Here is a 21,188-nt window from a genome sequence, read left to right as displayed (position 1 = left end):
GAGTCAGGGGGTCCCTTCGTCCTTGACGGCAATGTCCCCCAGTGTGACACCGGACGGCTCGCCGGGAGCCCGTGCGCCCGGGTCGTACTCCAGCTCAACGGTCAGCGGCGGCGTGCTGGCCGGCTCGACCCCTTCCTTCTGCAGCGCGTAGCGCATGATCGAGGCGAAGACCGGGCCGGAGATGACGCCGCCAAAGCGGCTGACCTTGGTGGGCCGCTGGACCGCGACCCCGACGACGTACTTCGGGTCCTCGGCCGGGGCGAAGCCGATGAAGCTCGAGGTGACCCCGCTGTAGCGGCCGGTCTTCTCGTCGATGCGGTCGGCGGTGCTGGTCTTGCCGGCCACGTGGTAGCCGTCGACGGCGGCGAGCGGGGCGGTGCCGCCGGTGGCCGGGATCTGCTGCATGATCTCGGTGAGCGTCTGCGCGGTCCCCTCGCTCACGACCCGGGTGCCCTCGGGGACGGTCGTCTCGGTGTAGCGGCCCTCGGCGTCGACCGTGCCCTGGACGAAGCTCGGGGTGAGCCGGACGCCGTCGTTGGCGATCGACTGGAAGACGCCGACCTGCTGAAGGAACGAGCCGGACAGGCCCTGCCCGAACATCATCGTGTAGGGCGTGGTGGCGCTCCAGATGGTGCCGCCGGGCTCAGGGACCAGGCCGGCGGACTCCCCCGGCAGGCCGTGCCCGACCGGGGTGCCGAGGCCGAAGCGGCGGATCCAGTCGTAGAGCCGCTGGTCGCCGAGCTCCTCGGCGGCGAGGATCGTGCCCATGTTGGAGGACCGCGCGATGACGCCGGCAAAGGTCAGGTGCAGGATCGGGTGCGGCTCGACGTCGCGGAAGGCCCGCCCCGCGCGGGGCAGCGACACGGGGACCTCGACGGGGGTGTCGCGCTCGACGATCCCCTCCTCGAGGGCCGCGGCGGCGGTGATGAGCTTGGCCGTCGAGCCGGGCTCGTAGACGTCCTCGATCGCGGCGTTGCGCATCTCCTCCGAGGTCTGGGACGGCTCGGCCGGGTCGAAGGTGGGGTAGTTGGCGAGCGCCACGATCCGGCCGGTCTCGACCTCCTGCACCACGGCATACCCGCGCAGGGCCCCGGCCTCCTTGACGCGCGTGCGAAGGGCGTCGAAGGCGTACCACTGCAGGTCGGCGTCGATCGAGAGCCGGACGTCCTCGCCCGGCTGGGCGGGCTCCTCCTCGTAGAGGCCGGTGGTGATCATCTCGCCGTCGCGGCCCTGCTCGTAGACGGCCTCGCCAGGGGTGCCGGTGAGCATCTGGTCCTTGACCAGCTCGATGCCGCCCGCGGGCAGGCCGCCCGCGCCGACCCAGCCGAGCAGCGGTGCCGCGGCCTCGCCGAGCGGGTAGTCGCGGCGCATGAAGGACTCCGCGGACAGGCCGCGGACGTTGCGCTGGCGCAGCTCCTGCCAGGTCTGCGGGGAGACGTCGGGCAGGAGGATGGCGTACTGGTCGCCCTCGGGGTTCTCCAGCTTCTCCAGGAGCGTGCCGCGGTCGGCGCCGGTGACCTCGGAGACGACCTGGGCGGCGGCGGCGAAGCCCTCGGCGACGATCTCGCCCTCGTCGTCCTTGAGCGTGTAGTCGACGACGAGGGTCGGGTCGGCGACGACGCGGCGGCGCTCGCTGCTGATCGCGAGGGGCTCGCCGTTGACGTCGGTGATGGTGCCGCGCTCGGCCGGGATCGAGCGGACGGCGAGGCGTCCGTCGAGCGCGGCGGCGGAGACGGAGGCGGCGTCGAGACCCTGGAGGCGGACCAGCTGGGCGGCGAAGAGGCTCAGGACGAGGAAGCAGCCGAGGAGGAGCATCCGGACCCGCCGCTGCGGGTGGACGACGCCGGGGGCGACGCGGCCGCGTCGGGGGGGCGGTGGTGATCCTCCGGAGCCGGTGCTCCGCCGGGGCGGCCGGCCGCCCGGCGCGGTGCTGCTGCGGGGCCGGCGGGGCGGCGGTGTCGCGGTCGACGGACGGCGGTGCGTCTGCCGCGAGCCTGCTGCTCCCACTCGTCGCTCACCCCTGGATGTGGTCCGGTCGCGCCTCACTCGTCCGCGGACGCGACGCCCGTGGAGGGCAGGTCAACGGTAAGCGTGCGACCGCCGTCGACCTTGGAGGCCACGCCGGTCAGCGACCCGTCGGAGAGGCGCAGGGTCGCGGTCGAGGTGGACGGGACCATCTTGAGCTTGCGCGCGGCTGCGGCGAGCGACTCCGAGGACTCCAGGTCGGCGAGCTCGGCCTGCAGCGTCACCTTGGTGTCGTGCAGGGCGGTCTGCTCGACGGTGAGGCGGGACATCACGTAGGAGCCCTCGGCGCGGGAGGTGTTGAGCAGGAGCACGGCGGTGAACGTCGCCATCACGAGCAGGAGGCACATCACCATGAAGCCGGTGTGGCCGGCGGCGGGGGCGGCGTCCTGGACGCGGGTGCGGCGGTCGGTGCGCAGCCCGTCGACGGTGCGGGCGGGCGGGCGCAGGACGGCTGCGCCGAGGCGGGCGGAGACGGTCATCTGGCTCATGCGGGCTCCCTGCGGGTGGGCATCTCGGGGGTGGGCTGGCTGCGGGTGGGCTGGTCGGGGGTGGTCCGGGTGCGCTCTGCGGCGCGCAGCCGGACGGAGGCGGACCGGGGGTTGGCGGCGACCTCGGTGGCGTCCGCCTGCTCGGCGCCGCGGACGAGCAGCCGCAGCCACGGGGCGTGCTCGGGCAGCTCGAAGGGCAGGTCGTGGGGGGCCGAGCTCGTGGCCCCGGCGACGAGACCGTGCTTGGTGATGCGGTCCTCGAGCGAGTGGTAGGACAGGACGACGATGCGGCCGCCGACGGCCAGGGCGCGCAGGGCCGCGGCGAGGGCGTCGGCCCACACGGTCAGCTCGGCGTTGACCTCGATGCGCAGCGCCTGGAAGGTGCGCTTGGCCGGGTGACCTCCGGAGCGCTGGCTGGCGGCGGGGACGACGTCGTGGAGCAGCTCGACGAGGGGGCCGGAGGTGGTGAACGGCTCCGTCTCGCGGCGCCGCACGATGGCCCGCGCGATCGGGCGGGCGAACCGCTCCTCCCCGAACTCGCGCAGGATGCGCGTGAGGTCGCGGACGTCATACCCGTTGAGGACGTCGGCGGCGGTGGGACCCGTGGACTGGTCCATCCGCATGTCCAGCGGCGCGTCGGCGCGGTAGGCGAAGCCGCGGTCGAGCTCGTCGAGCTGGAGGGAGGAGACGCCGAGGTCGAAGAGGATGCCGGAGGCGCCGGCCGGGTCGAGGCCGAGGTCGGCGAGCACGGCCGGCAGGTCGTCGCTGACCGCGTGCACGCCGGTGAAGCGGTCGCCGAAGCGGGCGAGGCGCTCGGTGGCCAGGGCCAGGGCCTGCGGGTCGCGGTCGATCCCGATCGCGCGGGCGGCGGGGCAGCGCTCGAGGACCGCCTCGGTGTGGCCGCCCATGCCGAGGGTGCCGTCCACGAAGACCGCCCCCTCGTGCTGGAGCGCGGGGGCGAGGAGGTCGACGCAGCGGTGCAGGAGGACGGGGACGTGGCGGTCGGGGGTGGGGGTCTGGTCCATGGTGCTTGCCCGGGAAGCCTGGGTGCCGTCCCGCCCCCTGGTCCCCCACCGTCCGGTGGGGAGCTCCGGCACCGGGGAAGTGTGTCGGAGCTCGTGGGTCCGGCACGGGGGAAGTCGTGCCGGCGTCCGTGGGTCCGGCGCGGGGGAAGTCGCGTCGGCATCCGGGTGGACGGTGAGAGACCAGGGGGCGGGCAGGGCGGCGGCTCAGATGAGTCCGGGCACCACCTCCTCCGAGCGCTCGGCGAAGGCGGGCTCGGCCTGGGCGAGGTAGGTGTTCCACGCGGCGCTGTCCCAGACCTCGACGCGGTTGCCGGCGCCGATGACGGTGCACTCCGCGGAGAGGCCGGCGTAGTCGCGCAGCACCGGCGGGATGGTGACGCGGCCCTGCTTGTCCGGGACCTCGTCGGAGGCGCCGGAGAGGAACACGCGCTGGTAGTCGCGGACGTCGCGGGAGGTGGTCGTGGTGCCGGTCGTCATCTCGGTCGCGATCCGCTCGAACTCGGCGACCGGGTAGACGTAGAGGCAGTGCTCCTGGCCGCGGGTGATGACGAGGCCGTCCTCGAGGCGGGGGCGGAACTTGGCGGGCAGGAAGATGCGGCCCTTGTCGTCGAGCTTGGGCGTGTGGGTGCCGAGGAACAGCACTCGGACCACCCCTTCCCACGGTCGACGCACGGATGTCGCTTCCAGTACGCCCCACTGTACTCCACTTCGCACCACCCAGAGTGGGTTTGCGGGGTCGAGTTTGCCTTATCCTGCGCGTCGTCGCAGGTCAGGACGGGTGGTGCGGGGTGGAGCGGATGTGGGTCGGTCGGGGCCCTGTGGGTTGGGCGGGAGGCCGTGCGGGCGTCCCACGCGGGGTGACGGGCACGGCATACCTGCTGGTCAGGGGGGTGGGGCTGCATCAGGTGGTGCGAGGTGGAGCGACGGGCGACCGCCCGGCGCCGTCCGGTGGGGCGATGTGGAGGACGTCCTCACCCCTGAGCACGTCGTATGCCTTGTGCGCGCGCGGGACCCACCGGACGCTCGGCCGAGCCCCACGAGCAGGTGGCGGGCTCAGCCCCCGGCGAGCAGCTCGGTGATCTCGGCCGACAACGGCCGCACCCCGCGCAGGGCCTTGCGCACCGCGCAGATGGCGGAGCGGGGGTCGGCGTCCTTGAGGACGTAGCCGTAGGCACCCGCACCGAGGGCCGCACGCACCAGCCGGACGTCGGAGAACGCGGTGAGCATCAGGACCTTGGCCTCCGGCCAGCCGGCGACGATGCTGCTCGTCGCCTCGATACCGTCGATACCGGGCATCGCGATGTCCATCAGCACGACGTCGGGACGCTCGCGCAGGGCCACCTCGGTGCCGGTCAGGCCGTCGGGCGCCTCACCGCACACCTCGAAGTCCGGCTCGGCGTCCAGCGCGGCGCGCAGGCCCATCCTGATCATCAGATGGTCGTCGACGACCACGATCCGGGCGGGGAGCCCGGTCAGCGGGATGCAGTCGCCCTGGACGGCGACGTCGACGGTCATACCACCACGGTAGCCCTCCCGACCTTGCACAGACCTTGCCCGGCGCCCCGGGTGACGGTCGGGGACCCCGACCCGCTCGGGCTCGGGAGGGGTTCCTCGCGCGGATATCAGGTGAGCACGTGGTCGTGGCGGAAGGAGACGGCGAGCTCGGTGCCTCCCCCCGACCCCGGCCGCAGCGCCAGCTCGCCGTCGAGGTCGGACACGGCCTCCCGCAGCAGGTCGAGGCCGAAGTGACTGTCCTCCGGGTCGTCGCTGGGGCGGGCCGCCCGCTCGCCGGTCGGCCCGACGCCGTCGTCCCGCACGAGCACGTGCACGAGCGAGGACTGCTGCCTGACCTCGACCCACGCGTGCTGGGCGCCGCTGTGCCGCAGCACGTTGCGCAGGCCCTCCCGGGCGATGCGGTAGACGAGGGAGCGGGCGGTCGGGCCGAGCACGTCCAGGTCGCCGGTCAGCGTGACCGTCGTCTCCACGCCCTGCTCCCCCATCCTGGAGACGAGCCCGTCCATGGCTTCCCGGAACCCGTTCCCCCGCATGTCGATCGGACGGATCTCGGCGATCAGCCCCCGGATGGCGCTGATGTTGCGCTGCATGCTGGTGCGGATCTGGGCGAGGACGGCGTGCCCGACCGAGTCCTCCGGCAGGTCCTTGCCGACCATCGGCAGCACGTACCCGATCCCCGACAGGTCCTGCACGACCCCGTCGTGGAGGTCCTCGCTCAGCCTCCGTCGCTCGATCTTCGAGGCGTTCAGCGCGTGCTGCGTCAACCGCGTCCGGTCTTTCTCGACCCGGCGGGCGGTGGCCAGGGTGAGCGGGAGGATCATCAGGGCGAAGAGCAGGAGGGAGCCCAGCGTGAGCGGCAGCAGCAGCCGCATCAGCTGCCTCTCGTTGGCCTCGAGGTGCGAGGTCGGCCAGTACCACTCCAGGACGAACGGCACGCCGTCGGCACCGATGGCCGTCGCGTAGACCTCGAGGACGACCATCTCCTCCTCCTGGCCGCTGCTGCCGGCGTGCGTCTCGACGGAGTACTCCGCCACCGTGTCCTGGCCGCCGAGCAGCTGCCGCACCTCGTCGGACAGCTCCTCGGTGGTCCCGATCGCGCCGGGGTCCGCGGACCAGACCACCCGACCGTCGGTGTCGTAGATCGCGGCGTGCACGATCGAGTCGTCGAGCAGACGGTTGTTGAGCGCCTGCACCAGGGGCCCCTCCGCCCGACGACGCGTCGCGGCGTCGAGGGTCGGCCCGGCGACCGCCGTCGCGAAGCTCAGGGTCCGGACCTCCGCCTCCCGGGTGGCGATCGAGCGGGCGACGCTCCCGGCCAGCAGCACGGTGAGCAGCCCCGCCACGACCAGGCACACCGCACCCAGCACCACGAACCGGATCATCGCCTCCCGCACGACCGAGCGCTCCCCCTCGGGCCGGTCCCTCCCGGAGGGCCCCGCGCCCCGGGTCAGCAGCGTCCCGTCAGCCATGGCCCACCCTCAGCAGCCCCCTGCTCACGGCGGTCGAGACCGCCTGCACCGGGGTGCGGGCACCGAGTGCGCTCAGCACCGCCCGGATCCGTGACCGCGCCGCCTGCGGTTCGACCCCCAGCTCGCGGGCGACCCCGTCCTCGTCGAAACCCGCAGCCAGCAGCCGCAGCAGGTGCCCGTCCTCGGCGCTCAGACCCGCGGCCGCGAACCGGTCCTGCGGCTGCTGGACCACGGGTATGCCGGACCCGGTCACGAAGGTTCCGCGCCGGGCGCCGCGCAGCAGGGCCAGCAACCCGTCGATCTCGCCGTCCTTGGCCGCGACCGCGCTGACGCCGCTGTCGGCCGCCCGCTGCACCAGGCGCGGGTCGGCGAAGGCGGTGAGGATGACGACCCGGGTCTGGGGCAGCGTGGCGAGCAGCTCACCGGCCGCCGCGATCCCGTCACCGTCGCCGAGGCGCACGTCCATGACGACGACGTCGGGCTGCAGCTCACGGGCCGTCGCCAGGGCCGAGGCGGTGTCGTGGGCGACGCCGACGCACTCGAGGTCGGGCTCGGCCGAGAGCGCGGCCGAGAGCAGCTGGACGAACATCTGGTGGTCGTCGACCACCATCACCGTCCGCGTCTCCTCGACCATGGCCCCCTCCCCTACCGTCGGGCCCCGCTGGGCGACCCGGCGGTCCCGAGCCGGTTCAGGGCCGCCGACGCGGCCGCCGCCAGCTCGGCGTCGAGCGCCGGGGCACGAAGCCCGGGCGTGAGGTCCAGCGCACCGCGCAGCAGCTGCAGGAGCAGCCGGAGGTGCTCAGCGTCCGCGGGGCCGTCCGCGGACGGACCGTCGTCACGCAGGATCGTCAGGTAGAGCTCGCGCGCCTCGGCGCCGGGCCGCTCCCCCAGCTCCTCGAGCATGCTGTCCTGCAGCTGCACGAAGCCGCGGATCGCCTCCGCCCGCCTGCCGGCCCACCACTGGGCCCGCATCAGCTGCACGGACGCCTCCTCCGACGCCGGCCGGAGTCCCACGGCCCGCTGGGCGGCGTCGACCCCCGTCACCAGGTCGCCCGTGACGAGGGCGGTCCGTGAGGCGCGCAGGCACAGCTCGAACTCGGTATGCCGCCACGCGGCTCGGGCCTCCTCGGCCCAGGGGGCGTAGGGCTCGTCCTCCAGCAGCTCACCCGTCGTGAGCTCGAGGGCGGCGGACGCGCTGACCACGGCTGCGCACGCCGGCTCGGCGGCCGCGCGGGCGGCCAGCACCCGGGCCTCCTGCAGGTCGACGCTCACGCGGTCCGGGTCGAGGACGTAGCCGGCCGGGGTCGTGGCCAGGGCGGACGACCGACCCGGCCCGAGCTCGGCGCGGCGCCTCAGCACGCAGACGTCGCTGTCGAGGGTCTGCTGGAACGAGCGCGGTGGGCGGCCCTCCCAGACGAGCTCGGCGAGCCGGTCCTTGCTCACCGCACGACCGGGCTGGAGGGCGAGCAGGGCCAGGATCCGGGCGTGCTTGCCGAGGACGTGCACCGGTGCCCGCTCGGGAAGGATGACGGTGGTCGGCCCGAACAGGCGCACCCGCGCGAGTGACGACATACGCACTCCCCTCTGCTCACGGTCCTGGACTCTGCCAACCGCCGGTAAAGCGATGGTAAAGCGAGGACAAACACCTCGTACAGCGAATTGCCGGTACTGGGCAGAGGAGTTTCTTCGACCGCAGATACATCCCCAACAGACATCCACACACGGGAGGACCGTGGCCCGGTTGCCCGGACCACGGTCCCCCTCCGGTCGACGCGCTCGGTGTCCCTTCCGAGCCGGACCGGGGTCCAGCCGACTAGCGTCGCTGGATGTTCGCCACGGCGGAACCGCCGCGGGTGGACTCGACGATCACCTGCGTGGCCGTGCCGGGGTTGACGCCGCCCCGGACCCGGACGCCCCAGTCACCGGGAGCGCCGGGGGTCGCCGGTGCGCTCACGACGCTCTCGCCGATCAGGGCACCCTTCGAGCCGTCGGCGTTGCGCACGTAGACCCGCACCGTGTTGATGGTGGTGACGGTCGCCGTGCCGCTGACCCTCCACTCGGTCTTGTCGGCGCGGTACTGCACCTGGGTGACCACGAGCGTGTCGGTCACCTGGGTCACGCTGACCTGGGTGGTGGCGCTCACGCCGTCCGCGTTGGTGACCGTCAGCTCGAAGGCCAGCGGCACCGGGGTGCTCGGCATCGCGAAGGTGAACGACGCGGCGGTCGGGTCGAAGCTCACCGGGGTGCCGGCGGTCTGCGTCCAGGAGTGGCTCACCGCGTTCTGGCTGCCGGTCCCGGAGATCGTCACGTTCTGGCCGACGTAGGCCGAGGTCGGGGTCGCGGTCGCGGAGGCCACGGGTGCCGGGGCCGGCGGACGCTCGGTCAGGACCTCGATGAGGAAGGGCGCCGTGGTGCTGGTGACCCCGCCGGGGCCGGTGGCCGTGAGGGTCACCGCGAGCTGCTCGGCGCCCGCCGGTGCGGTGAACGTCACCTGGTCGGTCGTCGCACCGGTGATGCCGATGTCCGTGCCGGCCGTCTGCTGCCACACGACGCTCTCGGCGTTGAGCGAGGCGTTGGTCAGCGTCACCGGGTCGCCGGCGACGACCTGCGTCGGTCCGGAGATCGCCGCCATCGTGGCCTCCTGCTCACCGGCAGGTCCGCCGCCGACCACCACGGTGGCCGTGTCCGCGCCGCCTCCGGCCGAGGCGACCGTGACGGTGGCCGGGGGGGCCGTGAGGGTGAGCGACGCCGTCCCGCCCACGAGGGGCACGGGGTCCGCGCCCAGCCCGGTGAGGGTCAGGGCCGGCGGGTCGACCTCGTCGGTGGAGGAGGCCGAGACGGTGAGCGTGTCGAGCTCGGTGTCGTAGGTGGCGGAGGTGATCGTCACCCCGTCCCTGACCGGCAACGACCGGGTGGCCGTCGGCTCGTCGGTCTCGTTGGTGACGGAGACCGAGGTCGGCAGGGTGGAGCCGAGCGGGATCCGCGCGAAGTAGCGGCCCGCGTCGGCGTCCAGCGTCGTGGTGGCGATGCCGGCCCCGGAGACGGTGACCGACTTGCCGGCGTCCGTGGTGGCGAAGACGTCGAGGAAGCGGCCCTGGGCGTTCTCCACCAGCGTGGCGGCCTGGGGGTCGATACCGGAGTTGGTCGAGACCTTGCCCAGGAGGGTGAACTGGTCGGTGGAGCCGACGACGACCTTCTCACCGGTCTCGAGCACCTGCTCGACCCGGAAGTAGTTGGTCTCGTGGGGGCTGCCGCTGACCGTCGTCGAGGCGCCCGGGTCACCGACGTAGGTGCCCTTGTCGGTGGTGATCAGACCGCCGGAGGAGATGAGGAAGGGGCTGATCCGCGACTGCAGCGCCAGGCCGAAGTTGCCGGGGGCGGGGGTGATGTCCTCGACGTAGCGGAAGTCCTCGAAGTCGGTGCTGTCCACCGTGAAGGTGTCCTGGCCGTAGGGGTGGGTCACCACGTAGGTGCCCGGCGCGGGGAAGTCGATGTCGAAGCGCTGCCGCCCGAAGACGACCTGGTCGCCGTCGACGGTCCCCTCGTTGGCCATCGTGGCCTCGAGCCCGCTGGTGAGGATCGCGCTGCCCCCTCCGGGCATGTCGATCTCGGCGCCGGCGAGGAAGTAGAAGGACTCCAGCGGCCAGTTCTCCGGGAAGCTCACCGGCGACTCGGGGTCGGGCATCTCGCCCCGCAGGAAGGCCGGGTCGCAGTAGGGGTCCTCGATGTCGAGGCACTGCTGCAGCCGCAGCCCGTTCTCGTCCTCGTAGTAGCTGGGGTAGCCGTGCTCGCCGCTGATCGGGCCGAACGCGACGAGGTGGGTCGGGTTGGGCGTGGTGACCTCGGCGAGCGCGACGCCGGCGCCGGTGGCCAACAGCGCGGTGGTCGCCGTGACGGCCACGGCGCGGCGGCGCCTGGGCAGCGCCGGGAGGGTACGAGGCCCGCTGTGGCGGCCCCGCCGGAACAGGGTGGTGGACATGATGCTCTCCTTGGGAGGGTGGTGCGGGACGGGATGTCTGGGTATGTCGTGGGTCGGGTCGGTCTGGCCTGGGGGACGGGGTCGGGACTCAGGGGCTGATCACCCTCCCCGTGACCGCCTCGAGGGCGATCGGCCCGTAGGTCCGTGAGTCGATGGAGTCGAAGCGGTTGTCACCGAGGACGAACACCTCGCCCGCGCCGACCTCGACGGGGCCGAAGAACACCCCGTCGAGCGTCCGGAGGTCGACGTAGGGCTCCTCGACCGGCGTGCCGTTGACGTGCAGGACCGCGTCGTAGATGCGGACCGTGTCCCCCGGCAGCCCGACGACCCGCTTGACGACGGGGCCGTCCGGGCTGTCGAAGAGCACGAGCTCCTGGTAGCCCGGCTCGTCCCACCGGAGCGAGAGGCGGTCGACCAGGACCGTCGAGCCCTCGGGCAGCGTCGGCGCCATCGAGTCGGAGACGACCTGGAACGGCGTGACCACCCAGGTGCGCAGCGCGAGCACGAGACCGAGGACGAGGAGCGAGGCGAGGGCCCACGTCATACCCCGGGAGGGACGGCGCCGCCCCGCCCGGCTGAGCGAGCCCGCCCGGGTGCCGACGGGGACGGCGAGGGCGCTCACAGCTGCTCCGGGTAGGTGTCGAGGCAGGGCTCGACGGCCGTGATCGGGTCGTGCGGGTCCGGGTTGCCGGGCTGCCCGACCCGGAACTGGCCCATCATGTCGTGGTCCTCGTGGGGCAAGTTGTGGCAGTGGACCATGTAGCGGCCCTCCCGGTCGAAGCGCATGAGGACCCGCACCTTCTCGTCCGGGCCGACGTAGGCGACGTCCTTGGGGCCGCGCTCCCAGGCGAACGGGGCCCGGCCGTTGCGGCTGACGATCTGGAAGTCGACGAGGTGGATGTGCAGCGGGTGGAACCAGCCGCCGGAGCTGGTGTGCAGGTCCCACATCTCGACGGCGCCGAGGGCCGGGTCCGCGAGCACCTTGGTGTAGCCGCTGGCGATGACGTCCGCCCAGGTCGTCTCGTTGATGTTCCAGACGTTCGTGACGTCGCTCTTCTTGAGGTGGAGGTAGCGGGTCCGTGAGCTCTGGGACGTCTTCAGGCTCATCACGTCGCTCGGGACCAGCGTCTGCGGGATGGTCCTCCACGTCGGGTCGCTGGTGTCGACGGGCTCGTCGGTGACCTGGAACGCCATGATCTTGTTGGTGTGGTCGAAGTCGACGTTCTTGGGGTTGGAGCCGTTGAGCAGCCGCACCTGGGTCCCGGGGGCGTACTTGCTGAAGTCGATGAGAAACTCGTAGCGCTCGGCCGGCGCGTGGCGCCAGCTGGTCACCGACTGGGTGGCCGGCATGAGACCGCCGTCGGTCGCCACCATGTGCACGGCGTCGCCGGTGCTCAGGTAGGGCTTGTAGGAGCGGGAGATGGAGCCGTTGAGCAGCCGGATGCGGTAGACCCGACGCTGCACCTTCATCACCGGCCACGGCTGGCCGTTGACGAGGATGACGTCGCCCCACAGGCCGGAGTGGTCCTTGTCGTCGAAGCGGGCGCGGCCGTCGGCCTCGAACATGATGTCGCTGAGGGTCATCGCCACGTCGAACCTGCCCTGCGGGAGCAGCGCCCGCTCGGCCTCGTCGTGGATGTGGTACTGCGCGGCCAGCCCCGAGTACACGTTGCGGGTGGTCAGGTGGGTCGCGTGGTCGTGGTACCAGATCGAGCGTGCCGGCTGGTCGTTCTCGTAGACGTAGTCCTTGCAGAAGCCGGGAGCCGTGCGGTCGTCGGCGTAGCCGTCGAACTCGGGCAGCGAGGCGTGGCCGTGCAGGTGCGTGGACAGGTAGAGGCCGCTGCTGTGCGAGTGCTGCTCGTGGTCCGGGTACTGCAGCCCCTGGAGCTTGTTGCGCACGCGCAGGTGCACGCGCGTTCCCCGGTCCACGGAGATCGTGGGACCGGGGACGGATCCGTTGTAGCCGAGGACCGGCGTCTGCATGGTCGGCAGGATCTGCGCCATGCCCGGCTTGGCGGACACGCTGTACTTCTCCACCCGCACGCCGTCGTCCCAGCTCACCTCGTAGGGAGCCAGCACCGGCAGCGGCCGGAACGCCGCCTGGTAGGCGCGGGGGAAGTTGCGGTCCGAGAGCCCGCTGGCCGACTTGGTCAGCACCTCGTTGCCCAGCGGCTGCGTCAGCCCGGCGTAGCCCACGAGCCCGAGGGCCCCCAGTCCGGTCGCCGTCAGGACGCTGCGTCGTGTCATCTCCATGATCTTCTGTCCCCTTGTTCTGCCCGCGTGGTTCCTCCGTGGAGTCGCGCCGAAGGTCACGGGTTCACGGGTGCCTCCAACGGTGCGACACTTCGACTATGGGGATGCCGCCTTGCGCGAACCTTGCGCCCGTTCACCGTCGCTCCACCGCGTTTGGCAGGATCAGTGCATGTCAGTGATGCCCTCGGCACCAGAAGCCGTCGACCTCGACGCCGTGCGGTCGGTCGCCGGCGCCATCCACTCCGCGATGACCACGGTGATCACCGGCAAGGACGACGTCGTCACCACGGCCGTCACCGTGCTGCTCGCCGAGGGCCACCTCCTCGTCGAGGACGTGCCCGGCGTCGGCAAGACGATGCTCGCCAAGTCGCTGGCGCGAGCCATCGACTGCCGCGTCTCGCGAGTGCAGTTCACGCCCGACCTGCTGCCCAGCGACATCACCGGCGTGAGCATCTTCAACCAGGACAGCCGCCAGTTCGAGTTCCGCCGCGGTGCGGTCTTCGCCAACGTCGTCGTCGGTGACGAGATCAACCGCGCCTCCCCCAAGACCCAGTCCGCGCTGCTGGAGGCCATGGAGGAGCGGCAGGTCACGGTCGACGGCACCACCTACGAGCTGCCCCGCCCCTTCCTCGTCATGGCGACGCAGAACCCGATCGAGATGGAGGGCACCTACCCCCTCCCGGAGGCGCAGCGCGACCGTTTCATGGCGCGCCTGTCGATCGGCTACCCCTCCGCCCGCTCCGAGCTGTCGATGCTGGAGACGCACGGCGCGATCAACCCGCTCGACGCGCTGCGGCCGGTTACCACCGCCGAGGACGTCCAGCGCCAGATCGAGGCGATCCGCAACCTGCACACCTCGAGCGCGTTGCGGCAGTACGTCGTCGACATCGTCAGCAGCTCACGCAGCCACCGGATGCTCCGCCTCGGCGCCTCGCCGCGCGCCGGCCTGCAGCTGCTGCGCGCGGCCCGCTCCCGGGCCGCCCTCGACGGCCGTGACCACGTCCTCCCCGAGGACGTCCAGCACATGGCGGTGCCCGTCCTCGCGCACCGCGTCCTGCCCACCGGCGAGGCCTCGCTCGCGCGGCACAGCACCGCCGACCTGGTCCGCGACCTCGTCGGCCGCACCGCGGTCCCGGGTCGCTGAGGCTACGCAGGGGCCCCTCATGACGTCGCCGTGGAGCCTGCTGACCACCCGGGGGAAGGCCTTCGCCCTCATCGGCGCGGTCGTCGTGGCGGCCGGCATCGTCCTGGGCTACCCCGACATCACCCGGATCGGCCTGGTCCTCGTCGCGCTCCCGGTGCTGGCGCTGATCCTCATGCCCCGGCGGACGCCCAAGATGCGGGTGCTGCGCGAGGTCGACCCGGTCCGGCTCACCCCGGACGAGCGCGGCACCGTGGACGTCCGCTTCACCAACGTCTCGGGCCGCACCACCCCGATCTACCTGGCCGAGGAGCACCTGGACTACCGCCTCGGTGACCGTCCCCGCTTCGTGCTCCCGCGCATGGTGCACGGTGAGGAGAAGCGGCTCCGGTATGCCGTGCGCAGCCGCCACCGCGGGGCCTTCCAGCTGGGTCCGGTCGTCCTGCGCCAGCGCGACCCGTTCGGGCTGACCTTCCTGTCCCTGCAGCTCTCCTCCCGCTCGGAGGTGCTCGTGCTGCCGCGCCTGCACGCGCTCGGCGGCCGCAAGGTCCGCGGGACTTCCCGCGGCAGCGAGGGCGAGATGCCGCAGATGGTGGCGCTGCACGGCGAGGACGACGTCAGCATCCGCAGCTACCGCGACGGGGACGAGCTGCGGCGCGTGCACTGGCCGGCGACCGCCCACCGCGGCGAGCTCATGGTGCGCCAGGAGGACCGGCCGGCGCGGCGCCGGGCGCTGCTGCTGCTCGACTCCCGCGACTCGGCCCACCCGGGGACCGGCACCCGCGCGTCCTACGAGTGGGCCGTGTCCGCCATCGCCAGCGTCGCCCGGCACCTCGTCTCCGAGGGCTTCGTCGTGCACCTGCTCACCGACGCCAGCCTGCGGGACGGGACCGCCGACCACCAGATCGACCTCGACGCGGTCCTCTCCGCGCTCGCCCGCGTCCAGCCCGAGGAGGACTCCCGGCTGGACCGGCTCGCCGCCGCGGCGGCGTCCTTCACCGCCGGTGGCGTGCTCGTCGTCGCGGCCGTCGTGGCCGACGACGAGGACGCGCTGCGCAACCTCGCGGCCATCCGCCAGCCCGGCTCGCGCGCGATGGCCTTCGTCCTCGACCCGGTGAAGTTCGGCGGGACCGCCCGACGGTCCGGCGGCCGGGACGTCCAGGCGCCGACGACCACGCTGGCCGACTCCGGCTGGCAGACGGTCGTGGTCGGCCCGCACACCGAGATCCCCGCCGCGTGGGTCTCGGTCTCCGAGGTCACCGGCGTCGCGGGGTGGTCCCCGTGAGCCGCCTCGACGACACCGCCTTCCAGCGGGGCATGTGGCCCGAGGGTCTGGTGGCCGCGCTCGCGACCCTCGCCGTGGCCTGGCCGCTCACCGAGCTGCTGCGCGAGGACGACTGGCTGCTGCCGGGCGTCCTCCTCGTCGCCCTCGTGGCCGTCACCGGCGCGGTGCTGCGCACCGTCGACGCGCCGCCCAGCCTGGTCTCCGTCGGGCAGCTGCTCGTCGGCCTCGGCGGGCTGGCCGGCACCTACCTGCGCGACACCCTCTGGCGCGGGGTCGTGCCGACCTCGGAGACCCTGGAGGAGGTCGGCGAGCTGCTCCGGCAGGCCGGCACCGTCCTGCAGACCTACGCCGCGCCCGCCCCCACCACCCAGGGCGTGAGCTTCCTCGTCGTGGCGGTGCTGACCCTCACCGCGGTCTCGGTGGACTCGATGGGGGTGACTGGCCGGGCTCCGGCGAGCGCCGGCATACCCCTCGCCGCGGGGTTCCTGGTCTCCGTCTCCAACTCCGGCGCCGCGATGGAGCCGTGGTACTTCGCCGCGATCGCCGGCCTGTGGCTCGTCATGCTGGCCCAGCAGGGCCGGCGGGTCACCGACGCCTGGCCCTCGGACCAGCGGCGGGAGTCGCGCGGCGGCGACGACGTGACCTCCGGCAGCCCGCGCCACCGCGGCCTCGCGCAGGTGCTCGGGTCCCTCGCGCTCGTCGCGTCGGTGGTCGGCGCGGCCGCCCTGCCCCACCTGCCGCCGACCTTCCTCGGGGACGGGCTGGCCCGCAACCCCGAGGCGCGGACGACGGACGGCGGGGGCGGTCAGGTCTCGTTCACCGAGACGATGGACCCCTCCCAGGACCTGCGCAGCCAGTCCCGCACACCGGTGCTCAGCTACCGCACCGACGCCACGAACCTGCAGCCGCTGCGGGTCACCGCCACCGAGCGGTGGGACGACGGTCGGTGGGTCGCTCCCCGCCGCGGCACCGGCAACCTGCAGCCGCCCAACGCCCCGCTGCCCGGCCCGGAGGAGATCGCCGACGGCGTGCCGCTGCAGCCCCAGCGCCTGCAGGTGACCGGCAACCGGCTGCCGCCGCCCCACCTGGCGACCCCCAGCCCGCTGGAGTCGGTGTCGCTGACCGGCGGTGCGTCATACCGCTTCGACCCGACCGACTCGACCCTCGTGCTGCAGTCGGCCTCGCCGAGCTACGAGGCGACCTACCTGGTCGTGCCCGGCGGTGCCGAGCTGCCCCCGGGGGTCGGCGACGTCCCGGCCGACCCGGGTGCGTTCGACGAGGAGGTGCTCGAGGTCGACCCGGTCAGCGCCGACGTCGTCGCCGCGCTGGCCGAGCAGGTCGTCGGGGGCGAGGACAACACGCTGGCGGCCGCGGTCGCCATCCAGAACCACTTCCGGCGCGCGCCCTACAGGTACAGCCTCGAGCTGGCCCCCTCGGCCCAGGCGGACGCCTCCGACCCGATCGGCGGGTTCCTCGCGACCCAGCAGGGCTACTGCGTGCAGTACGCCACGGCGATGGTGATGATGGCCCGGTCGGAGGGCATCCCGGCCCGGATGGCCGTGGGCTTCCTGCCCGGGAACGTGCAGCCGGACGGCACCCGGCAGGTCGTCGCCGCCGACGCGCACACCTGGCCCGAGCTGTGGATCGACGGGATGGGCTGGACCCGGTTCGAGCCGACCCCGGGCATCCGGTCCAACCAGCCTCCGGCCTACGCCCGCAACCCCGTGGAGAACGACCAGGGCGCCCAGACGACGACGGTGACCCAGACCGTGACGCCGAGCGCCGAGCCGACGCCCACGGCACCGCCGGCCGACCCCACCTTCCTCGACCGGCTGCGCGAGCTGCTCCCGCTCCTGGCCCAGGTGCTGGGCGCGGTCCTCGTCCTCGCGCTGATCATGCTGGTGGTGCCGCTCGTCGGCCGGCGCTACCGGGAGGAGGGGGTGCGGCGGGCGGCCAGCGCCGAGGAGCAGGTCGAGGGGCAGTGGACGCTGCTGGTCCGCTCGCTCCAGGACCTCGGGGTCGACGAGCCCCCCGAGCGCAGCCCGCGGGACATGCGTCGGCACTACACGAGCGAGACCATCCTCAACCGTCAGGGCGAGGACGCGATGGGCAGGATCACCACGACGCTGGAGCGGTCCCGCTACGCCCCGGCCGCCACGGTTCGCGAGACCGATGCAAGCAGGATGGGCGAGGACGTGCGCTCCGTCGTCGACCAGGTGCGGCACGCCAGCCCGTGGAACATGCGGGCCAACGCGGCGCTCCTGCCGAGGAGCGGGCTGGACGGCCTGCGTGCCTGGGTCGGCGGGCTGTTCCGTCGATGAGGAGCGGGCGCGCGCCGTCTGCAGGCAGCGTTCGCAACCAGCCCTGAGCGACCCGACCCTGACCATCGTGGTCGGGGTCAGTCTGCCGGTGCTGCCAGACTGGAGGACGTGCACCCGCAGGACGCCGCCGGACTCGACCTCGTCGTCCCACCCGGGCCAGGCCTGCGCCACGGTCTCGTCGTGCCGGCCGGCGAGCTCGTCGAGCGGTTCACCCGGGCGGGGGGCCCGGGTGGACAGGGCGTCAACACCACCGACAGCCGGGTCGAGCTCTGGTGGGACCCCGGCACGTCGTCGGTGCTGGACGACGCGCAGCGGGAACGCGCAACGGCCGCGCTGACGGCATACCTCGTGGGTGGGCGGGTCCGGATCGTGGCGGCCGAGCACCGGTCGCAGCGCCGCAACCGCAGGGCCGCGCGTGACCGGCTCGCCGAGCTGCTCCGCGAGGCCCTCGCTCCCCCGCCCCCGCCCCGGCGGCGTACGAGGCCGACGCGCGGCTCGCAGCGGCGCCGGCTGGAGAGCAAGAGGCAGCGCTCGGACCTCAAGGCCGGCCGGGCACGGCCCCGGCCGGAGGGCGGCTGAAGCAGGCCGCAGCCGTCACGCGCGTGTCGGCTTCCTCAGCTCCCGTCGTCGGGCAGACCCACCGGGCGGACCATCTCGAGGTCGCGCACCCCCGGCCGCTCGGGGTGCTGCAGGAACTCCCCCGTCAGCCGGTAGCCGTGCCGTTCGTAGACCCTGCGGGCGCCGAGGTTGTGCTCGTTGACCTGCAGCACCATCCGCCGCGCGCCGAGCTCGTCGCGGGCGAGGGTGAGCGCCGCGTCGAGCAGGGCGTCGACGACGCCCCGGCCGCGCGCCGCGGGCACGACGTAGACAGCGAGGACGAGAGCGTCACCGGGACCGGGCTTGACGCCGAGGTCGGGCGTGGTCGCGGCGGTCAGGAGGGTGAGGGTGCCCACCGGTATGCCGTGCCCGTCCCGGGCCTGCAGGGTGCTGCCGTTCGAGCTGCGCCGCCAGTCCTGCTCGGTGCGCGCCTCGACGTCGGCCAGCGTCGTCCAGAACGCGTCCGGGGCGTCGGTGAGCATCGCGATGCGCAGGTCGGCGTAGCTGCGCCAGTCGTCCGGGTCCAGCCTGCGGACCGAGAGCCCCGGGAGCGTGGGGAGGCGACGGGCAGGCATGGCCACTACACCTATCACGGTCGCGCGCCATGAAGCCGGCGCCGGACCTCGCTGCCACGGTCGGTCTCCGCCGCCCCAGGACCTGAGCGGACCCCGGGGGCGGCGCGGTCAGTCCAGGTAGTCGCGCAGGACCTGGGACCGGCTCGGGTGGCGCAGCTTGGACATCGTCTTGGACTCGATCTGGCGGATCCGCTCGCGGGTCACGCCGTAGACCTTGCCGATCTCGTCCAGCGTCTTGGGCTGACCGTCGGAGAGGCCGAAGCGCATCGACACCACGCCGGCCTCGCGCTCCGACAGGGTGTCCAGCACCGAGTGCAGCTGCTCCTGGAGCAGGGTGAAGGAGACGGCGTCGGCCGGGACGACCGCCTCGGAGTCCTCGATCAGGTCTCCGAACTCGCTGTCGCCGTCCTCGCCGAGAGGGGTGTGCAGCGAGATGGGCTCGCGGCCGTACTTCTGGACCTCGACGACCTTCTCGGGCGTCATGTCCAGCTCCTTGGCCAGCTCCTCCGGGGTGGGCTCGCGGCCCAGGTCCTGGAGCATCTGGCGCTGGACGCGCGCGAGCTTGTTGATGACCTCGACCATGTGCACCGGGATACGGATGGTGCGGGCCTGGTCGGCCATCGCTCGGGTGATGGCCTGGCGGATCCACCACGTGGCGTACGTGGAGAACTTGTAGCCCTTGGTGTAGTCGAACTTCTCGACCGCGCGGATCAGACCGAGGTTGCCCTCCTGGATGAGGTCCAGGAAGAGCATGCCGCGGCCGGTGTAGCGCTTGGCCAGCGAGACGACGAGGCGCAGGTTGGCCTCGAGCAGGTGGTTCTTGGCATTCTTGCCGTCGTTGGAGATCCACCACAGCTCACGCTTGAGCTTGGCGTCGATCTTCTCGCCGGAGTTGAGCTTCTCCTCGGCGAACAGGCCGGCCTCGATGCGCTTGGCGAGCTCGACCTCCTGCTCGGCGTTGAGGAGCGCCACCTTGCCGATCTGCTTGAGGTAGTCCTTGACCGGGTCGGCGGTGGCGCCCGCGGTGACGACCTGCTGGGCCGGGGCGTCGTCGTCGTCGGCGCTGGAGAGCACGTAGCTGTCGTCGTCCTTGGACGGCTTCGCGGCAGCGCCGTCCGTCGACTCCTCGCCGTCCTCGGTCTCGGTCGCGCCGTCCTCGGCGACGACGGCGGTCGCGTCGACCTCGAGCTCGGGGTCCTCCAGGGCCGCAGGATCCGGCTCGGCGTCCGCGTCCGTGGCGGGGGCGTCGCCCCCGGCGGCGGCCGCCTTGGTGGCGGCGGTCCTGCGTGCCGCGCGCTTGCGCGGGGCGGGGGCGTCGCCGGCTGCGGCGTCGGCCGCGGCCCGGGTGGTGCCGGCCTTCGTGGCAGTGGTCTTCGTGGCGGTCTTCGCCGCCGTCGTCTTGGCGGCCGTCGTCTTGGCCGCCGTCGTCTTGGCCGCCGTCGTCTTGGCGGCCGTCGTCTCGGCGGCCGTGGTCTTGGCCGCCGTCGTCTTGGCCGGCGACTCTGCCTTGGGGGCGGCGCTCTTGGCCGCCGTGGACTTGGCCGCGCTCTTGCGCGCAGGGGCGGCGGCGCCGTCGGACGCAGCGGTCTTGCGGGCCCGGCCGGCGGGCGCGGTCTGGTCCGTGCCGTCGCTGCGCACCTCGATGGCGGCGTCGCTGAAGACGCGGAGCACCTTCTTCTGCGAGGCGGGGGTCGACACGTCGGCGGCATGGAGCGCGTCGCGCACCTGGGACATGGCGACGTGCCCCTCCTCGGTGCCCTGCACGAGCAGGGCCCGGAGCGCCTCGTTCTCGAAGGCGGGGGGCAGCTCGGTCGGGGCGACGGGGCGGGGCGTCTTGGCGGTCACGACGAAAACCAACTCTTCTCGGACAGTGGGCGGCAGAGGGCGAGGGCTGGGCCCGGGATGGACGGTCGGGCCTGGCGGAGGGCCCTCCTGGTGTCGGACAGGTGCGCCTCCGGCCCTCGGAAGCAGGCGACCCTCGACAGTATAAAACGTCGAGGGCCGTCCGGGTATGCCGCGTCCGCCGATCGTCCTGGTCAGGCGCCTGGGCGAGGGGCCGGGACGCGTGCCAGGACGGGGCGGTCGGACGTCACTCGTCGTCGTCGTCGGCCTTTACCGCGAGCACGGGGCAGGTGGCCTCCAGAAGGATGCGCTGGGCGTTGGACCCGAGGATGAGCTTGCCGATGGGGGTGCGACGACGTAGCCCGATGACGATGACGTCCGCGTCGCTCTCCTCCGCCACGGCGACGAGATCCTCGGCCGGCTCGTTGCCCCGGACGAGCGCGCGCACCTCGTGCTCGATGCCGGCGTCGTCGAGGTCACGCTGCACCTGGGCCAGCGCGTCCTCGAAGCGCTGGGCCTCCACCGCGTCGAAGTCACGTCCGCCGCGGTGGGAGTTGACGACGACCAGCTTGGTGCTGCGCAGCCTCGCCTCGGAGGAGGCCTTGCGCAGGGCCGCGCGGCCCTCGCGGGTGGGGATGTAGCCGACGATGATCGACATGGGCGCTGTCTCCTC

At 73.0% G+C, this 21,188-nt stretch carries 18 protein-coding genes; 4 read left to right on the top strand and 14 right to left on the bottom strand.

The genetic code is table 11. From position 1 onward, the window contains the following. Nucleotides 1–3 precede the first annotated feature (3 nt). From D4B81_RS00525 to D4B81_RS00475, 11 genes are all read right to left on the bottom strand, one after another. The gene (locus D4B81_RS00525) at nucleotides 4–1,815 is read right to left on the bottom strand and encodes a peptidoglycan D,D-transpeptidase FtsI family protein (protein ID WP_122260589.1); all 1,812 of its coding nucleotides are present in this window, start codon (nucleotides 1,813–1,815) and stop codon (nucleotides 4–6) included. 227 nt (nucleotides 1,816–2,042) lie between these two features. Continuing rightward, nucleotides 2,043–2,513, bottom strand: coding sequence for a cell division protein FtsL (ftsL, locus tag D4B81_RS00520; protein ID WP_122260588.1), 471 nt, complete (start codon nucleotides 2,511–2,513; stop codon nucleotides 2,043–2,045). Next, the gene (rsmH, locus tag D4B81_RS00515) at nucleotides 2,510–3,538 is read right to left on the bottom strand and encodes a 16S rRNA (cytosine(1402)-N(4))-methyltransferase RsmH (protein WP_122260587.1); all 1,029 of its coding nucleotides are present in this window, start codon (nucleotides 3,536–3,538) and stop codon (nucleotides 2,510–2,512) included. The genes ftsL and rsmH overlap by 4 nt, the downstream gene beginning before the upstream one ends. Nucleotides 3,539–3,742: 204 nt before the next feature. Continuing rightward, a complete protein-coding gene (mraZ, locus tag D4B81_RS00510; protein ID WP_122260823.1) occupies nucleotides 3,743–4,177 on the bottom strand; it encodes a division/cell wall cluster transcriptional repressor MraZ in 435 nt (144 codons plus the stop codon). A 414-nt stretch (nucleotides 4,178–4,591) separates the two neighbouring features. Then, nucleotides 4,592–5,053, bottom strand: a complete 462-nt coding sequence (locus D4B81_RS00505) for a response regulator (protein WP_122260586.1) — start codon at nucleotides 5,051–5,053, stop codon at nucleotides 4,592–4,594. Nucleotides 5,054–5,160: 107 nt separating this feature from the next. Continuing rightward, a complete protein-coding gene (locus D4B81_RS00500) occupies nucleotides 5,161–6,522 on the bottom strand; it encodes a sensor histidine kinase (RefSeq protein WP_122260585.1) in 1,362 nt (453 codons plus the stop codon). Then, entirely contained in the window at nucleotides 6,515–7,156 is a 642-nt protein-coding gene (locus tag D4B81_RS00495; protein ID WP_122260584.1) for a response regulator transcription factor, read from the bottom strand. Before D4B81_RS00495 ends, D4B81_RS00500 begins: the two co-directional genes overlap by 8 nt. An 11-nt stretch (nucleotides 7,157–7,167) precedes the next feature. Beyond that, a complete protein-coding gene (locus tag D4B81_RS00490) occupies nucleotides 7,168–8,094 on the bottom strand; it encodes an AfsR/SARP family transcriptional regulator (RefSeq protein WP_122260583.1) in 927 nt (308 codons plus the stop codon). Nucleotides 8,095–8,335: 241 nt separating this feature from the next. Then, nucleotides 8,336–10,501 (bottom strand): PKD domain-containing protein, encoded by a 2,166-nt coding sequence (locus D4B81_RS00485; protein ID WP_122260582.1) that lies wholly within the window; start codon nucleotides 10,499–10,501, stop codon nucleotides 8,336–8,338. An 88-nt stretch (nucleotides 10,502–10,589) separates the two neighbouring features. Continuing rightward, nucleotides 10,590–11,123 (bottom strand): signal peptidase I, encoded by a 534-nt coding sequence (lepB, locus tag D4B81_RS00480; RefSeq protein WP_237565723.1) that lies wholly within the window; start codon nucleotides 11,121–11,123, stop codon nucleotides 10,590–10,592. After that, nucleotides 11,120–12,748 carry a multicopper oxidase family protein gene (locus D4B81_RS00475; RefSeq protein ID WP_237565722.1) on the bottom strand — a complete coding sequence of 543 codons (1,629 nt, stop codon included), beginning with the start codon at nucleotides 12,746–12,748 and terminating at the stop codon, nucleotides 11,120–11,122. The genes lepB and D4B81_RS00475 overlap by 4 nt, the downstream gene beginning before the upstream one ends. Nucleotides 12,749–12,923: 175 nt before the next feature. Here D4B81_RS00475 and D4B81_RS00470 point away from each other — a divergent pair, with 175 nt between their 5' ends. The 4 genes from D4B81_RS00470 to arfB all read left to right on the top strand — a co-directional run bounded on the left by D4B81_RS00470 (nucleotide 12,924) and on the right by arfB (nucleotide 18,080). Continuing rightward, a complete protein-coding gene (locus D4B81_RS00470; RefSeq protein WP_122260580.1) occupies nucleotides 12,924–13,898 on the top strand; it encodes an AAA family ATPase in 975 nt (324 codons plus the stop codon). A gap of 19 nt (nucleotides 13,899–13,917) precedes the next feature. Beyond that, a complete protein-coding gene (locus D4B81_RS00465; RefSeq protein WP_122260579.1) occupies nucleotides 13,918–15,180 on the top strand; it encodes a DUF58 domain-containing protein in 1,263 nt (420 codons plus the stop codon). Further along, the gene (locus D4B81_RS17930; protein WP_161964934.1) at nucleotides 15,177–17,501 is read left to right on the top strand and encodes a transglutaminase TgpA family protein; all 2,325 of its coding nucleotides are present in this window, start codon (nucleotides 15,177–15,179) and stop codon (nucleotides 17,499–17,501) included. Before D4B81_RS00465 ends, D4B81_RS17930 begins: the two co-directional genes overlap by 4 nt. Before the next feature lie 108 nt (nucleotides 17,502–17,609). After that, a complete protein-coding gene (gene arfB / locus D4B81_RS00455) occupies nucleotides 17,610–18,080 on the top strand; it encodes an alternative ribosome rescue aminoacyl-tRNA hydrolase ArfB (protein ID WP_122260578.1) in 471 nt (156 codons plus the stop codon). Between the two features lie 35 nt (nucleotides 18,081–18,115). On the opposite strand, the gene D4B81_RS00450 is transcribed toward arfB, so the two are convergent. From D4B81_RS00450 to D4B81_RS00440, 3 genes are all read right to left on the bottom strand, one after another. Then, a complete protein-coding gene (locus D4B81_RS00450; RefSeq protein WP_122260577.1) occupies nucleotides 18,116–18,673 on the bottom strand; it encodes a GNAT family N-acetyltransferase in 558 nt (185 codons plus the stop codon). 108 nt (nucleotides 18,674–18,781) lie between these two features. Further along, nucleotides 18,782–20,518: an RNA polymerase sigma factor gene (locus tag D4B81_RS00445; RefSeq protein WP_122260576.1), complete on the bottom strand. Its 1,737-nt coding sequence runs from the start codon at nucleotides 20,516–20,518 to the stop codon at nucleotides 18,782–18,784. 244 nt (nucleotides 20,519–20,762) lie between these two features. Then, nucleotides 20,763–21,173: a universal stress protein gene (locus tag D4B81_RS00440; RefSeq protein ID WP_097186587.1), complete on the bottom strand. Its 411-nt coding sequence runs from the start codon at nucleotides 21,171–21,173 to the stop codon at nucleotides 20,763–20,765. Between the last annotated feature and the right edge of the window lie 15 nt (nucleotides 21,174–21,188).

This window comes from Ornithinimicrobium cerasi, from assembly GCF_003702705.1.
Taxonomy (GTDB): domain Bacteria; phylum Actinomycetota; class Actinomycetes; order Actinomycetales; family Dermatophilaceae; genus Ornithinicoccus; species Ornithinicoccus cerasi.
The sequence above is the reverse complement of the archived record's forward strand: the minus strand, read 5'-3'. Positions and strand labels throughout refer to the sequence as shown.